Source organism: Klebsiella sp. CD33 (genome assembly GCF_051992865.1).
Lineage (GTDB): Bacteria > Pseudomonadota > Gammaproteobacteria > Enterobacterales > Enterobacteriaceae > Klebsiella > Klebsiella pneumoniae.
The window spans coordinates 2,091,961-2,106,134 of the sequence record NZ_CP197023.1 but is presented as its reverse complement, the minus strand read 5'-3'; the positions used below and the strand labels follow the sequence as shown (position 1 = coordinate 2,106,134).

Genomic DNA, 14,174 nt, shown 5'->3' with positions numbered 1-14,174 from the left:
CGGCCTTTTTAATTAGTTCAGATTATTTGTCTTTCGGCGACGCGTTTTCGACACGGCTTTTCAGCTTCTGACCGGGTCTGAAGGTCACCACGCGCCGGGCTGTAATGGGAATATCCTCCCCCGTCTTCGGGTTACGTCCCGGGCGTTGGTTTTTATCCCGCAAATCGAAGTTGCCGAACCCGGAGAGTTTGACCTGTTCTCCGTTTTCCAGAGCACGACGGATCTCTTCGAAAAACAACTCGACCAGTTCTTTGGCATCCCGCTTGCTAAGCCCAAGCTTATCAAACAGATATTCTGACATTTCAGCTTTTGTAAGCGCCATAGGTTCAATCCCTCAATGATGCCTGGAATCGCTCTTTTAATGCCTCTACACATCTGGCAACGGTAGCGGCAATCTCCTCTTCTTCGAGTGTACGGCTGGTATCCTGCAGGATCAGGCTAATCGCAAGGCTCTTATACCCTTCCGCCACACCCTTACCACGGTACACGTCAAATAAGTTTACGCCAACTACCTGATTTACGCCAACTTTCTTACATTCGGCTAAAACATCGGCGGCAGCCACGTTTTCCGCGACCAGCACCGCGATGTCGCGACGGTTCGCCGGGAAGCGGGAAATATCGCGCGCCTGAGGCACCACGCGGTCTGCGAGCTTGTTCCACTCCAGTTCGAACACCAGAGTGCGACCGTTCAGATCCAGTTTACGTTCCAGCTCAGGATGAACAACCCCAATGAAACCAATGCGTTCACCTTTAAGATAAATCGCTGCGGATTGTCCCGGATGCAGCGCGGTGGTCGCTTCAGCACGGAATTCGATATCCGCCAATTTTCCGGTTAAATCCAGAACGGCTTCCAGATCGCCTTTCAGATCATAGAAATCGACCGTCTCTTTCGCCAGTGCCCAGTGCTCTTCGTAGCGGTTGCCGCAGATCGCCCCGGCCAGCATCACATCCTGACGAATGCCCAGCGGCGCATTGGTGTCCGGCACAAAGCGCAGGCCGCTCTCAAAGATGCGCACCCGGCTCTGCTGACGGTTCTGGTTGTAGACCACGGTGCCCAGCAGGCCGGTCCACAGCGACAGGCGCATCGCCGACATTTCGCTGGAGATCGGGCTTGGCAGGATCAGCGCCTCTTCCCCGGCGTGGATCAGCTGCTGGACTTTCGGGTCGACGAAGCTGTAGGTGATCACTTCCTGATAGCCTTTGTCGTTCAGCAGCGTTTTCACGCGCTTCAGCGACAGGTCCGCTTCGCGGTGGGTTCCCATGATCAGACCCGCCTGCACCGGCTCGTCAGGAATGTTGTTGTAGCCGTAAACGCGAGCCACTTCTTCAACCAGATCTTCTTCGATCTCCATGTCGAAACGCCAGCTCGGCGCAACCGCCTGCCATTCGCCCTCGCCAACCGTCACTTCGCAGCCGAGGCGCTGCAGAATGTCGGTGACCTGCGCGTCAGCGATATGGTGGCCAATCAGGCGATCCAGCTTGCTGCGACGCAGCGTAATGGTGGCGCGTGTTGGTAGATTCTCTTTGCTGGTAACGTCAATGACCGGGCCGGCTTCACCGCCGCAGAGGTCGATCAGCAGACGGGTTGCACGCTCCAGCGCTTTATACTGCAGGGCCGGATCGACGCCGCGCTCATAGCGGTGAGAGGCATCGGTGTGCAGGCCATGACGGCGCGCGCGGCCGGTAATGGACAGCGGGCTGAAGAACGCGCATTCCAGCAGCACGTTCTGGGTTTCGTCGTTAACGCCGGAGTGTTCCCCGCCGAAGATCCCCCCCATCGCCAGCGCTTTGTTATGGTCTGCAATGACCAGCGTGTCGCTGTCGAGCTTTGCTTCAGAGCCATCGAGCAGGACCAGGGTTTCCCCTTCTTTCGCCATGCGCACCACGATCCCGCCTTCAATACGGTCGCGGTCAAAGGCGTGCATCGGCTGGCCCAGCTCAAGCAGCACATAGTTGGTCACGTCAACCACCGCGTCGATGGAGCGGATCCCGCAGCGGCGCAGCTTCTCTTTCATCCACAGCGGCGTCGGCGCTTTGACGTTGATACCTTTCACCACGCGCCCCAGATAGCGCGGGCAAGCCTGCGGCGCGTCAACCTGAATCGGCAGCACGTCGTCAATCGTCGCGGCAACCGGCGTGATTTCCGGCGCGTTCAGCGGCGCTTTGTTCAGGACAGCGACATCGCGCGCCACGCCAATGATGCCCAGGCAGTCGGCGCGGTTTGGCGTGACGCTGATTTCGATGGTGTTATCGTCAAGCTTGAGGTATTCGCGAATATCGGTGCCGATGGGCGCATCTGCCGGCAGCTCGATGATACCGCTATGGTCGTCGGAAATACCCAGCTCGGAGAAGGAGCACAGCATCCCCTCAGACGGCTCGCCGCGCAGCTTCGCGGCCTTGATTTTGAAATCGCCCGGCAGCACGGCGCCGATGGTGGCTACCGCGACCTTTAGCCCCTGACGGCAGTTTGGCGCGCCGCAGACGATGTCCAGCAGGCGTTCGCCGCCGACGTTGACTTTGGTGACGCGCAGTTTGTCGGCGTTCGGGTGCTGACCGCACTCCACCACTTCCCCGACAACGACGCCGTTGAAGCTGCCGGCGACCGGCTCAACGCCATCTACTTCGAGGCCCGCCATGGTGATCTGATCGGAAAGCGCTTCGCTGTCGATCGCCGGGTTAACCCATTCGCGTAACCACAGTTCACTGAATTTCATTGTTCTGTCCTGCCCTTATTTAAACTGTTTGAGGAAACGCAGATCGTTTTCGAAGAACGCGCGCAGATCGGTGACGCCATAGCGCAGCATGGTCAGACGCTCCATGCCCATGCCGAAGGCGAAGCCGGAGTAGACTTCCGGATCGATACCCACGTTACGCAGCACGTTCGGGTGCACCATCCCGCAGCCCAGCACTTCCAGCCATTTGCCGTTTTTACCCATTACGTCAACTTCCGCAGACGGTTCGGTGAACGGGAAGTAGGACGGACGGAAGCGGACCTGCAGATCTTCTTCAAAGAAGTTGTTCAGGAAGTCGTGCAGCGTCCCTTTCAGGTTGGTGAAGCTGATATTTTTATCAACGATCAGACCTTCCATCTGATGGAACATCGGGGTGTGGGTCTGATCGTAGTCGTTACGATAGACGCGGCCCGGCGCGATAATACGGATAGGCGGCTGCTGCTTTTCCATGGTGCGGATCTGCACGCCGGAGGTCTGCGTACGCAGCAGGCGAGTGGCATCGAACCAGAAAGTGTCGTGGTCAGCGCGCGCCGGATGGTGACCCGGAATATTCAGCGCATCGAAGTTGTGGTAATCGTCTTCGATTTCCGGGCCCGTCGCCACGGTAAAGCCGAGCTCACCGAAGAAACTTTCAATACGGTCGATGGTGCGAGTAACCGGATGCAGGCCGCCGTTTTCAATGCGGCGACCCGGCAGCGAGACGTCAATGGTCTCTGCGGCCAGACGCGCATTCAGCGCTGCGCCTTCCAGTTCAGCTTTACGCGCGTTCAGCGCCTGCTGCACCTGCTCTTTCGCCTCGTTGATGACCGCACCGGCTGCCGGACGCTCTTCCGGCGGCAGCTCACGCAGGGTGGTCATTTGCAGGGTCAGATGCCCTTTTTTACCCAGGTATTCCACGCGGACGTTGTCCAGCGCAGCAACATCTGATGCCTCGTTAATGGCTGCCTTGGCACTGGCAACCAGCTCTGCGAGATGTGACATGGTTTTCCTCATTATGTCGGTGCAGACACCGGTTATAGTGAAATTAATATTCCGAATCCATATACGAAAAAAGCCTCCACAGGGGAGGCTTTCTGGCGCTGTTTTCCGTTTCTTCTTTCACGCGCAAGCCCCCTGAGTTCAGGTGCTAAAGTAAAAAAAGAAGCGGAAAATAGCAGCATTCATGCTTGCATTACCTTGTCTGGTAAGAAACGTCAGAGCTGTATTGAAAAGCCTGCGCCGATAAAAGTCAATGTATTGATGGTGTTGAAACGAAAAGAGGGAGACAAGCTCCCTCTTTCAACTGGCTTATGCCAGAGCTGCTTTCGCTTTTTCGACCAGAGCGGTGAACGCTACTTTGTCGAATACAGCGATGTCAGCCAGGATCTTACGGTCGATTTCAACAGAGGCTTTTTTCAGGCCATTGATGAATTTGCTGTAAGAAATACCGTTCTGACGTGCTGCTGCGTTGATACGTGCAATCCACAGTTGACGGAACTGACGTTTACGTTGACGACGGTCACGGTAAGCGTACTGACCAGCTTTGATAACAGCCTGGAAGGCAACGCGGTATACGCGAGAACGCGCACCGTAGTAGCCTTTAGCTTGTTTCAAAATTTTCTTGTGACGTGCACGTGCAATTACACCACGTTTTACGCGAGCCATGTGTGCTCTCCTGTATCTATTCTAAGTTAAAAAAGTTAAACGTTAACGACTTATGCGTACGGCAGGCACGCGATAACCAGGCCCAGATCGCCTTTGGAAACCATGGCTTTCGGACGCAGGTGACGTTTACGCTTGGTAGCTTTTTTAGTCAGAATGTGACGCAGGTTAGCGTGCTTGTGCTTAAAACCACCTTTACCGGTTTTTTTGAAGCGCTTAGCAGCACCGCGTACGGTCTTAATTTTTGGCATTTTAATAACTTCCACTTCGCATTGTTAATAAACGAAACAAAGGCGAACAAAACCAGTGAGCCGAAGCCCACCGGAAATGTTTCTTGATGGCCTTACTGTTTCTTCTTAGGAGCGAGCACCATGATCATCTGGCGGCCTTCGATCTTCGTTGGGAAGGATTCGACTACTGCCAGTTCAACCAGATCGTCTTTCACGCGGTTAAGCACTTCCATACCGATCTGCTGGTGGGCCATCTCACGACCGCGGAAACGCAGCGTGATCTTGGCCTTATCGCCATCTTCGAGAAAGCGAATCAGGCTGCGGAGTTTTACCTGATAGTCACCTTCATCAGTACCAGGGCGGAATTTAATTTCCTTAACCTGGATAACTTTCTGCTTCTTCTTCTGTTCCTTAGAAGACTTACTCTTTTCATAAAGGAACTTGCCGTAGTCCATGATACGACAAACTGGCGGCTCGGCGTTAGGGCTGATTTCAACTAAATCTACTCCAGCCTCTTCAGCCTTTTCGATAGCTTCTCTCAGACTCACAATTCCCAGCTGCTCACCTTCCAGACCTGTTAAGCGAACTTCCTGGGCGCGAATCTCGCCATTAATACGATTCGGACGTGCCGTTTGAACTCGTTTTCCGCCTTTAATACCTTATTCCTCCAGTTGTTGAAGACTGCGGCTGCGAATCTCTTGTTGCAGCTTCTCGATCACTTCATTTACGTCCATGCTGCCGAGGTCTTTCCCGCGACGGGTGCGCACGGCCACTTTGCCGGCTTCGACTTCTTTGTCGCCACAGACCAACATATACGGGACACGACGTAAAGTGTGCTCGCGGATTTTAAAGCCAATCTTCTCATTTCTCAAGTCTGCTTTTACACGAATGCCCGCATTTTGTAGTTTACGCGTCAATTCGTTAACGTATTCAGCCTGAGAATCGGTAATATTCATGACCACTACCTGCACTGGTGCAATCCAGGTTGGGAAGAAGCCTGCGAACTCTTCGGTCAGGATGCCAATGAAGCGCTCCAGAGAACCGAGAATCGCACGGTGAATCATGACCGGCACCTGACGCTCGTTGTTTTCGCCCACATAGGAGGCGCTTAAACGCTGCGGCAGAGAGAAGTCCAGCTGTACGGTACCGCACTGCCATGCACGATCGAGGCAGTCATACAGGGTAAATTCAATTTTCGGGCCGTAGAACGCCCCTTCACCCAGTTGATATTCAAATGGGATGTTATTTTCTTCCAGCGCCACCGCCAGATCCGCTTCCGCGCGATCCCAGGTCTCGTCGCTACCGATACGTTTTTCCGGGCGAGTCGACAGTTTGACGACGATCTTCTCGAAGCCAAAGGTGCTATACATATCGTAGACCATACGAATACAGGCGTTCACTTCATCGCGAACCTGATCTTCAGTACAGAAGATATGCGCATCATCCTGGGTAAAGCCGCGAACGCGCATCAGACCATGCAGCGCGCCAGACGGTTCGTTACGGTGGCAGCTACCGAATTCCGCCATACGCAGCGGCAGGTCGCGGTAGGATTTCAGCCCCTGGTTGAAGATCTGCACGTGACCCGGGCAGTTCATCGGCTTGATACAGTATTCACGGTTCTCAGAAGAGGTGGTGAACATCGCATCTTTGTAGTTGTCCCAGTGGCCGGTTTTTTCCCACAGCACACGGTCCATCATGAACGGACCTTTTACTTCCTGATACTGGTACTCTTTCAGTTTAGAACGAACAAACGTTTCCAGTTCACGGAAGATGGTCCAGCCGTCATTGTGCCAGAACACCATCCCCGGCGCCTCTTCCTGCATGTGATACAGGTCGAGCTGCTTACCGATTTTACGGTGGTCACGCTTGGCGGCTTCTTCCAGACGCTGCAGGTAGGCATTCAGCGCTTTTTTATCTGCCCACGCGGTGCCGTAGATACGCTGCAACATTTTATTGTTGCTGTCGCCGCGCCAGTAGGCTCCGGCGGTTTTCATCAGCTTAAAGTGATGGCAGAAGCGCATGTTCGGTACGTGCGGACCGCGGCACATATCGATATATTCTTCATGATGATACAGGCCAGGCTTGTCATCATGGGCAATGTTTTCATCAAGAATAGAAACTTTATAGCTTTCGCCGCGTTTCACGAAGGTTTCACGCGCTTCATGCCAGCTCACTTTCTTCTTGATAACGTCGTAGTTTTTCTCGGCGAGCTCATGCATACGTTTTTCGAGCGCGTCGATATCTTCCTGGGTCAGGGTATGGTCGAGGTCTACGTCATAGTAGAAACCATTATCGACAACCGGACCGATAGCCATTTTGGTGTTGGGCCACAGCTGTTTGATGGCATGGCCTAACAGGTGCGCGCAGGAGTGACGAATGATCTCCAGCCCTTCTTCATCTTTCGCGGTGATGATAGAGAGAGTGGAATCGGATTCGATCGGGTCACAGGCGTCTACCAGTTCACCGTTTACCCGCCCGGCAATGGTGGCTTTCGCCAGGCCTGGACCGATATCCAGCGCGACATCCATCGGACTAACTGCGTGGTCAAAATGGCGTTGGCTGCCATCAGGAAGCGTAATTACAGGCATTTTATGTCCTTATTTGCAGTGGTGCCCCGCACGAAAGAGCACATACAAAACTATATAATCATAATTATCATCAGGTTAAGGCGCAGTTCCCGCTTCACTCTGCGAAAATAGGAGCACGACCGGAACGATCGCTCCCCCCTGCAACCGCCTGCTGATAACACCGGGGAGTAGTTTACACATCATTGGTACGTGATTAAAGCCGCGACAGCATAAATGATGGCGGAATGCGGAGAAAACAAGAGGGCCACGGATAAAAAAGCAGAATATAAGCGATGTGGCGCGGTAATATTGGCCAATGGCGCCGGACGATATTATTCGGACATGATAAAAGAGAGGTAGAGATATTACCTGCTGAATGTATACCGCGGGCCATTAAACCGGTACCACTTAACCCGGCTTATTAGACCGCTCGCGAAACGATAGCCTGCAATATTAAGACCACTCGCCGGCCACCAGCGTATGCACATTAAAGGCGTCGTTCATGGATTTTCCGGTGGTAGGGGCGCCGGGCGCAATATTCGAACCAGCCTCAACGTCAGAGGCTTTGGCGATACCTACCTGGGTATGATCCTGATGACCCGATGGCGGAACGGGCGTGGCGGCTGATGCGCCAAAAGAAAGCACGCACAGCGCCAGGGCTGCGATGGTATATCGATTGTTTTTCATGATGTTTATTCTCTTATTACGGAAAACAGACCGGGCAATATCGCCCTCCGGTCAGTGCTTGTTAGTATAGATCCAGATCACATATTTGTCCGTCGAATATTTAGCTATTTGTGTCAAATAGAATGAATATTTGTCAGGCGCCCGTGAATAATGGAGAAAAAATGGAGGGCTATTTCCTTTTTACAAAAAGTAAAACGAACGGCCAGAAAAAATAATATCACTAATTGCTAAAACCAAAACGAACAGGCCGGGGAAAACCCGGCCTGAAATATTACATCTTATACCCGAGGGAGAGCGAGGTCCGGCGATCGGTATGCTCCGGCGCGGACGCAGGCGGCTCAGAGTTCCAGGTCACGTTGTAGGCGACCTTCAGGGCGAAATGGGCGTTAATCGCCACGTTTAACGCGCTCTCTGAGTTGACCGTAGTGTCCTCGGCGCCGAACACCGATACCCCTTGCGAAAATTTGGCGTTATCGGTCATCTGCCAGGCCCATGTACCCGAAGCATAACCCAGCGGCTGGGTATCAGTATCCCCGTCGGTATATTCGTCATAGCGAACGCCAGGACCGAATTCAAACCGCAGACTGTGCACCGGCCCGTTGAGGATCTGACGACCATAGCCCGCCGTCACAACATCGCGCTGTTGATAGCCGTTGTAGCGGTCAGTTAGCCAGCTACCCTGACCAAAAACATAGTTCATATCGGTCAGGTTGTAGCGGCTACGTCCGCCGACAGCATATTTTTCTGAGGATCGCTCATCATTGGACGACGTGTTGCTGGCGTTGCCCCACAGCGACCAGGCGGTGGTATTACCATACCAGGTCAGGGTGGAATCCGCCGTCATCGAAGAGCTCTTGGTGTTGCCGGACTGCGCCAGGTAGCCTGCGTTAACCACCCCTTCGAACGGTTTTTTGGCAGCGGAAGGGTCATCCATGACGGTAAATACAGAATCATCGGCCATTGCGCCAACAGACGCAAAAAGCCCCCCCGCCAGCATAACCGCTGCGGGTACTGTCTTTAAAAGCTTCATTATAACTCTCTAAAATACATTTTTTTAGGACAGTACAAATGATGAACAGGCATAATCTCGCCGGCTCATTGAATTTAGCGTCCGTACAACATAAAAGAGACCTGAGGGTCCCGGAAACTTTCGCGAGGATCGCGGAGTGCAGGTCCTAAGAAAGGTAGCAAATTATAAAAAAGCACGAATAACATAGCAATCACTTACTCTTTCGTTTTTTGAATAAGACAGCTCCGGAAACAATCTTTATTTCATAATGAAAATAGAGGCATCTTTGCAAAACTGTCAGGAACTGGACTTTCCCTCCCCGAGTCATCGTGCCATGCTTAAATTAACGACAGTCGCCGTATTAAGGAGGAGAAGGAATGACCAAAATTTACACGCTCACGCTGGCCCCCTCGCTGGATAGCGCCACGCAAACCCCACAGATCTACCCGGAAGGCAAACTTCGCTGCAGCGCGCCGGTATTTGAACCTGGCGGCGGCGGGATCAATGTGGCCCGCGCCGTGACCTTTCTCGGCGGCAAAGCCACCGCCATTTTCCCGGTCGGTGGCGCTACCGGCGAGCATCTTGCCGCCCTGCTGGCCGATGAGCAGGTGCCGGTCGAGACCGTCGAAACCCGCGACTGGACGCGGCAAAACCTGCACGTCCACGTGGCCGCCAGCGGCGAACAGTATCGCTTCGTTATGCCCGGCGCGGCACTGACGGACGATGAATTCCGCCGTCTGGAAGAGAAGGTTCTGACTATCGAACCCGGCTCTCTGCTGGTGGTCAGCGGCAGCCTGCCGCCAGGTATTAGCGTCGATAACCTGATGCAGCTGGTGAAAAATGCGCAACAGCAGGGACTGCGCTGCATCATTGACAGTTCCGGCGATGCGCTGGCCGCCGCGCTGGACGTCGGCAATATTGAGCTGGTGAAACCGAACCAGAAAGAGCTTAGCGCCCTCGTGCAGCGCGATCTCAGCCAACCCGATGACGTGCGCCTTGCCGCTCAGTCGTTGATCCAGTCCGGTAAAGTGCGCCGGGTGGTGGTCTCCCTGGGTCCGCAGGGGGCATTAGGCGTGGACGCCAGCGGCAGCGTTCAGGTAGTGCCTCCACCGATGAAAAGCCAGAGCACCGTCGGGGCTGGCGACAGCATGGTGGGCGCCATGACCTTGCGTCTGGCGGAAAACGCCAGCCTTGAAGACATGGTACGCTTTGGCGTCGCCGCCGGTAGCGCCGCGACCATCAACCAGGGCACCCGCCTCTGCTCGCGGGCCAATACGCAAAAAATCTATGATTATCTCTGCGGGCGTTGATCTTCCCTGCCCCCTCCGCGCCGGCGGAGGGGAATCACAATATAAGCAGGATGGTCTATGCTGGAAAGGCCATGCATAACAACGGGGTGTAGAGATGAGTAATGAGATTACCGCCTGGGTCGTCAGCGTGACCTTCCATGAACAGGCGCTGACGGAGATCAATGAGGTCAGCAACCATTTTACCCGTGCCGGGTTTGTACTGACGCTCAATGATGAAGAGGGCACGCCCCATGAGCTGGGTACCAACACCTTCGGCCTGCTGAGCGGCCAGACGGCCGAGGAAGTTAAGGCCCTCAGCGCTGGCCTGGCGGAAGCGGCCCTTGGCCGCCCGGCGGAAATCGCTGTGGCCACATTCGCCGAGTGGTTAAAAGCTCAATAAGTGCGTTTAGCGCAACGGAAAGCGTCAGTTGTGCGTCAGTTCCAGGTTTACCCGGTAGTAATGCGCTAACCTTATGATATGGTGGAAAACATGGGGAGAGACAGCATGTGGCAAGCAATCAGTACTCTTTTACGCGATTGGCATACCGAAGACGCTGAAATCGAACTGAAAACCGAGCTGCCCGGTGGAGAGATCCATTCCGCCTGGCATTTACGCTTCGGCGGGAAAGATTACTTCGTGAAATGCGACGAACGGGAACTTCTGCCTATCTTCACCGCCGAGTCCGATCAGCTGGAGCTGCTGTCGCGAAGCAAAACCGTTCGCGTACCGCAGGTCTTTGCCGTCGGCAGCGATCGCGACTATAGCTTCGTGGTCATGGAGTACCTCCCTCCCCGTCCGCTGGATGCGCACAATGCGTTTCTGCTTGGCCAGCAGCTAGCCCACCTCCATCAGTGGAGCGATCAGCCGCAGTTCGGTCTGGATTTTGATAACGATCTTTCCACCACGCCGCAGCCCAACGCCTGGCAGCGTCGCTGGTCGGTTTTTTTTGCCGAGCAGCGTATCGGCTGGCAGCTGGAGCTCGCGGCGGAGAAGGGATTGCACTTTGGCGATATCGATACCTTAGTCGATATGGTACAGCAGCGACTGGCCAACCATCAGCCGCAGCCTTCGCTGCTGCACGGGGATCTGTGGTCCGGCAACTGCGCCTTAGGGCCGGATGGCCCCTATATATTCGATCCCGCCTGCTACTGGGGCGACCGCGAGTGCGATTTAGCCATGCTGCCGATGCATCCGGAACAGCCCCCGCAAATCTATGACGGCTATCAGTCCGTTTCGCCTCTGCCGTCGGGTTTTCTCGATCGTCAGCCGATTTATCAGCTTTATACTCTGCTGAACAGAGCGATTTTGTTTGGCGGCCAGCACCTGGTAACGGCCCAGCAGGCGCTGGATGATGTATTGATGGAGAAAATGCGTTAAACAAGCTTCACGGCGGACCTTGCCGGTCCGCCGCAGCGTTTTATCAGTTAATCTCGACGCCGTTCAGGCGGAATTTGATGGTCATCGTTACGCCGGTACCCGGTCTTCCCTGCTCATAACGCCATCTGCGCATCGCGCTTTTCACCTCGCGTTCGAACATATTCGCCGGCTGAGCAGAGAGGATCTGCAGATTATCAATGCGGCCATCAGGCGAAACGTCAAACTTCACCCGTACCGTCCCTTCAATGCGCAGCGCCTGAGCGCGCGGCGGATAGGACGGCTGAACGCGGCTGATCGCCCGCGGGCCGCTCGGAGCAGTAACGGTGGGTTTAGCCGCTGCGGTCGAGGTACTTGGCGCTGTACGCGCCGGCGCCGTATTGTTGTTTTCAAACGGCGAGGCCGGACGCGGCTCTGCTGCCGGCTTCACTTCCCGCTTCGGCTGTTCAACCTTTTTCTCCGGCTTAGGCTTGGGTTTAGGTTTGGGCTTCGGCTTAGGTTCCGGTTTATGGATCACCACCGGCGCCTCTTTCGGCGGTTCAGGCGCTACCTCTGGCTCCGGCTCAGGTTCGGGTTCAACAACGGGCTCCACGACAGGCTGCGCCGCCGGAGGCGGCTCAAGATCGGCCGGCGCCACCATTGTGATCTCTATCGGCTGCGTCGGAGAAGGCTGTTCAATAACCTGATGTACCGAGGTATAAAGCAGCCCCGCCACAACGGCACCGTGGATAGCCACGGACAGCAGCGTTGGCCACGGAAAGCGGCGAGGTAAATCAAGGGTCATTGCGCTCATAGTCGTTTCTGTTGAAAAATGATGCTCCGATTTTAAATGCAAATAGCAATCATATTCAATAAGGCGTCTTAACCTGAGTCAATTTTTGCCGCCATTTGCAGAAAAAAGCTGCGTCGGCAGTGCTTTCCACTCCAGAGCGCATCTTTGCATTGCAGTCCATCGCTGTTTAACTTAACGTAATTCGCCTGATTATTGATAAGGAGCTTTGCCGTGCTTTACGTTATCTACGCTGAAGATATCGCCGATTCTCTGGAAAAGCGGCTGTCGGTTCGCCCCGCGCATCTCGCGCGTTTACAACTCTTACACGATGAAGGCCGACTGCTTACCGCCGGGCCAATGCCGGCCGTTGACAGTAACGAACCGGGCGCAGCAGGATTCAGCGGCTCAACGGTGATTGCCGAGTTTGAATCGCTGGAAGCGGCCCAGGCCTGGGCTAATGACGATCCGTATATCGCCGCCGGGGTTTACCGCCAGGTCTCAGTTAAGCCGTATAAGAAGGTTTTTTGAAAATACCCTTTCCTTTTTCTGGCTAACCACAAAAACACCCAGGTCATCAGAATGAAGGGCGCATTTTGGTACACGACATTGAAGTGTCGCCCTTTTTAACCTCGCGAAAGCGTTGACTGTTATCCGCCTGAGAAGCCTGGAAGATGAGCACGCACTTTCTCCTGCTACCCCATCATCGACCATCGCCTCGCTTTTTTCGGCAATGGAAAATGCTGACAAAACATCGACGCCGCGCGTGATAGTGAATTACTAATACCTTGTGTAAGGCTGTTAGGGAGGATCGCGTTGTTATTTAGCGCTTGCATTTAATGTCAGCACATCCTGATATAGCCCTATAAATCCACAGTGCAATAGAATGAAAAAAATAACTGAAAGATAGTTGCTTAACGACAGATATGAAAGCCCGAAAAAAATATTATTGGGCATCCACTGCGGATGCCGCGGAACCGAACGTAGCCCATCTTGCTATATTCAGGACCGTAGCTGCTTGAAAGCACGTGGAAATAACCCCCCTGTAGACAAAGGTTTACCTGGCAGGCATAAAGGGATATTAACTACGCTGCCAGCGTTAAGTTGCTGAGCATCATTTTTAAAGCCTATTAATTTCGTTGCGTAAACTTCACGCAGAGTGATAGTAGGGGCATCACTGCTTGATTAAAAAATTTGAAAGGGAATAACAAATGTTTTCAATAAGCCCTGTATTTTTTTGGGCTAACATTTATGTACCTGCCGATTTTGAGGATTATTGTGTGAATACCCTGAAAAAAACCGCATTGCTTTCTGTACTTGCCTTATATATTCCTGTGTCGCAAGCCGCGGCTAAGGAATACAGTCTTGATCCACAGCATACCTCGGTTGTGATCTCCTGGAACCATTTCGGCTTCTCAAACCCTACCGCCTATATCTCTGATGTTTCAGGGAAACTGGCCTTTGATAAAGAGAATCCGGAGAAATCCTCGGTGAACGTCACGCTGCCAGTGAAAACCATTGACACTCACGTCAAGGCGTTAACGGATGAGTTTTTAGGCAAAGAGTATTTTGATGTTAAAACGTTTCCCGACGCCACTTTCCAGAGTACCAAAGTGGAAAGCAAAGGCGACAATAAATATGATGTGGAAGGTAATTTGACTATTAAAGGCATCACCAAACCGGTGGTCCTGCATGCCGTCCTGAATAAGCAGGATATGCACCCAATGGTGAAAAAAGAGGCCATTGGATTTGATGCCACCGGGGTGATAAAACGTTCAGACTTTAAGCTTGATAAATATGTGCCGGCGGTAAGTGATAACGTCACCATCACGTTATCCACGGAAGCCTATGCAAAATAAGTAAAAGCTGGCGCAA

General features: G+C 53.6%; 17 protein-coding genes and 1 other annotated feature. Of the genes, 6 read left to right on the top strand and 11 right to left on the bottom strand.

Going from position 1 to position 14,174, the window contains the following annotated elements; genetic code table 11:
* Positions 1–22: 22 nt before the first annotated feature.
* The 10 genes from ihfA to ACR809_RS10405 form a co-directional block, all read right to left on the bottom strand.
* Complete coding sequence (gene ihfA, locus ACR809_RS10450; protein WP_002909098.1) at positions 23–322, bottom strand: integration host factor subunit alpha; 300 nt, start codon at positions 320–322, stop codon at positions 23–25.
* Between the two features lie 4 nt (positions 323–326).
* A complete protein-coding gene (gene pheT, locus ACR809_RS10445; RefSeq protein WP_122051221.1) occupies positions 327–2,714 on the bottom strand; it encodes a phenylalanine--tRNA ligase subunit beta in 2,388 nt (795 codons plus the stop codon).
* A gap of 15 nt (positions 2,715–2,729) precedes the next feature.
* Positions 2,730–3,713, bottom strand: a complete 984-nt coding sequence (pheS, locus tag ACR809_RS10440; protein WP_004184569.1) for a phenylalanine--tRNA ligase subunit alpha — start codon at positions 3,711–3,713, stop codon at positions 2,730–2,732.
* Positions 3,714–3,776: 63 nt separating this feature from the next.
* Positions 3,777–3,901: a sequence feature (Phe leader region), on the bottom strand.
* The gene (pheM, locus tag ACR809_RS10435) at positions 3,852–3,896 is read right to left on the bottom strand and encodes a pheST operon leader peptide PheM (RefSeq protein WP_001386830.1); all 45 of its coding nucleotides are present in this window, start codon (positions 3,894–3,896) and stop codon (positions 3,852–3,854) included. (Overlaps the previous feature by 45 nt.)
* 118 nt (positions 3,902–4,019) lie before the next feature.
* Positions 4,020–4,376, bottom strand: coding sequence for a 50S ribosomal protein L20 (gene rplT / locus ACR809_RS10430; protein ID WP_000124850.1), 357 nt, complete (start codon positions 4,374–4,376; stop codon positions 4,020–4,022).
* 50 nt (positions 4,377–4,426) lie between these two features.
* Entirely contained in the window at positions 4,427–4,624 is a 198-nt protein-coding gene (rpmI, locus tag ACR809_RS10425) for a 50S ribosomal protein L35 (RefSeq protein WP_001124225.1), read from the bottom strand.
* Positions 4,625–4,716: 92 nt separating this feature from the next.
* On the bottom strand, positions 4,717–5,259 hold the full coding sequence (gene infC, locus ACR809_RS10420; RefSeq protein WP_004189469.1) for a translation initiation factor IF-3: 543 nt from the start codon (positions 5,257–5,259) through the stop codon (positions 4,717–4,719).
* A gap of 3 nt (positions 5,260–5,262) precedes the next feature.
* The gene (gene thrS, locus ACR809_RS10415; protein WP_002910026.1) at positions 5,263–7,191 is read right to left on the bottom strand and encodes a threonine--tRNA ligase; all 1,929 of its coding nucleotides are present in this window, start codon (positions 7,189–7,191) and stop codon (positions 5,263–5,265) included.
* A 432-nt stretch (positions 7,192–7,623) separates the two neighbouring features.
* Positions 7,624–7,857: a hypothetical protein gene (locus tag ACR809_RS10410; RefSeq protein ID WP_002910028.1), complete on the bottom strand. Its 234-nt coding sequence runs from the start codon at positions 7,855–7,857 to the stop codon at positions 7,624–7,626.
* A gap of 271 nt (positions 7,858–8,128) precedes the next feature.
* Complete coding sequence (locus ACR809_RS10405) at positions 8,129–8,887, bottom strand: DUF481 domain-containing protein (RefSeq protein WP_002910030.1); 759 nt, start codon at positions 8,885–8,887, stop codon at positions 8,129–8,131.
* 356 nt (positions 8,888–9,243) lie between these two features.
* On the opposite strand from ACR809_RS10405, the gene pfkB reads away from it, so the two are divergent.
* The 3 genes from pfkB to ACR809_RS10390 all read left to right on the top strand — a co-directional run bounded on the left by pfkB (position 9,244) and on the right by ACR809_RS10390 (position 11,533).
* Positions 9,244–10,176, top strand: a complete 933-nt coding sequence (pfkB, locus tag ACR809_RS10400; RefSeq protein WP_004145382.1) for a 6-phosphofructokinase II — start codon at positions 9,244–9,246, stop codon at positions 10,174–10,176.
* 94 nt (positions 10,177–10,270) lie between these two features.
* Positions 10,271–10,555 (top strand): type V toxin-antitoxin system endoribonuclease antitoxin GhoS, encoded by a 285-nt coding sequence (ghoS, locus tag ACR809_RS10395; RefSeq protein ID WP_002910033.1) that lies wholly within the window; start codon positions 10,271–10,273, stop codon positions 10,553–10,555.
* Between the two features lie 105 nt (positions 10,556–10,660).
* Entirely contained in the window at positions 10,661–11,533 is an 873-nt protein-coding gene (locus ACR809_RS10390) for a fructosamine kinase family protein (protein WP_002910036.1), read from the top strand.
* A 43-nt stretch (positions 11,534–11,576) separates the two neighbouring features.
* Here the strand turns inward: ACR809_RS10390 and tonB are convergent, their stop codons facing one another.
* Entirely contained in the window at positions 11,577–12,323 is a 747-nt protein-coding gene (tonB, locus tag ACR809_RS10385) for a TonB system transport protein TonB (RefSeq protein WP_004200270.1), read from the bottom strand.
* Positions 12,324–12,533: 210 nt separating this feature from the next.
* Here tonB and ACR809_RS10380 point away from each other — a divergent pair, with 210 nt between their 5' ends.
* From ACR809_RS10380 to ACR809_RS10370, 3 genes are all read left to right on the top strand, one after another.
* Positions 12,534–12,830 carry a YciI family protein gene (locus ACR809_RS10380; protein WP_002910042.1) on the top strand — a complete coding sequence of 99 codons (297 nt, stop codon included), beginning with the start codon at positions 12,534–12,536 and terminating at the stop codon, positions 12,828–12,830.
* 112 nt (positions 12,831–12,942) lie between these two features.
* A complete protein-coding gene (locus ACR809_RS10375) occupies positions 12,943–13,083 on the top strand; it encodes a hypothetical protein (RefSeq protein WP_014343182.1) in 141 nt (46 codons plus the stop codon).
* 427 nt (positions 13,084–13,510) lie between these two features.
* The gene (locus ACR809_RS10370; protein WP_020802658.1) at positions 13,511–14,158 is read left to right on the top strand and encodes a YceI family protein; all 648 of its coding nucleotides are present in this window, start codon (positions 13,511–13,513) and stop codon (positions 14,156–14,158) included.
* Positions 14,159–14,174: the final 16 nt, after the last annotated feature.

What these genes read in the sequence shown, in the direction of transcription:
- rplT (WP_000124850.1), bottom strand. Translation starts at nt 4,376, where the DNA reads ATGGCTCGCGTAAAACGTGGTGTAATTGCACGTGCACGTCACAAGAAA.
- rpmI (WP_001124225.1), bottom strand. Translation starts at nt 4,624, where the DNA reads ATGCCAAAAATTAAGACCGTACGCGGTGCTGCTAAGCGCTTCAAAAAA.
- ghoS (WP_002910033.1), top strand. Translation starts at nt 10,271, where the DNA reads ATGAGTAATGAGATTACCGCCTGGGTCGTCAGCGTGACCTTCCATGAA.
- pheS (WP_004184569.1), bottom strand. Translation starts at nt 3,713, where the DNA reads ATGTCACATCTCGCAGAGCTGGTTGCCAGTGCCAAGGCAGCCATTAAC.
- ihfA (WP_002909098.1), bottom strand. Translation starts at nt 322, where the DNA reads ATGGCGCTTACAAAAGCTGAAATGTCAGAATATCTGTTTGATAAGCTT.
- ACR809_RS10410 (WP_002910028.1), bottom strand. Translation starts at nt 7,857, where the DNA reads ATGAAAAACAATCGATATACCATCGCAGCCCTGGCGCTGTGCGTGCTT.
- thrS (WP_002910026.1), bottom strand. Translation starts at nt 7,191, where the DNA reads ATGCCTGTAATTACGCTTCCTGATGGCAGCCAACGCCATTTTGACCAC.
- ACR809_RS10390 (WP_002910036.1), top strand. Translation starts at nt 10,661, where the DNA reads ATGTGGCAAGCAATCAGTACTCTTTTACGCGATTGGCATACCGAAGAC.
- ACR809_RS10405 (WP_002910030.1), bottom strand. Translation starts at nt 8,887, where the DNA reads ATGAAGCTTTTAAAGACAGTACCCGCAGCGGTTATGCTGGCGGGGGGG.
- tonB (WP_004200270.1), bottom strand. Translation starts at nt 12,323, where the DNA reads ATGAGCGCAATGACCCTTGATTTACCTCGCCGCTTTCCGTGGCCAACG.
- pfkB (WP_004145382.1), top strand. Translation starts at nt 9,244, where the DNA reads ATGACCAAAATTTACACGCTCACGCTGGCCCCCTCGCTGGATAGCGCC.
- ACR809_RS10370 (WP_020802658.1), top strand. Translation starts at nt 13,511, where the DNA reads ATGTTTTCAATAAGCCCTGTATTTTTTTGGGCTAACATTTATGTACCT.
- pheT (WP_122051221.1), bottom strand. Translation starts at nt 2,714, where the DNA reads ATGAAATTCAGTGAACTGTGGTTACGCGAATGGGTTAACCCGGCGATC.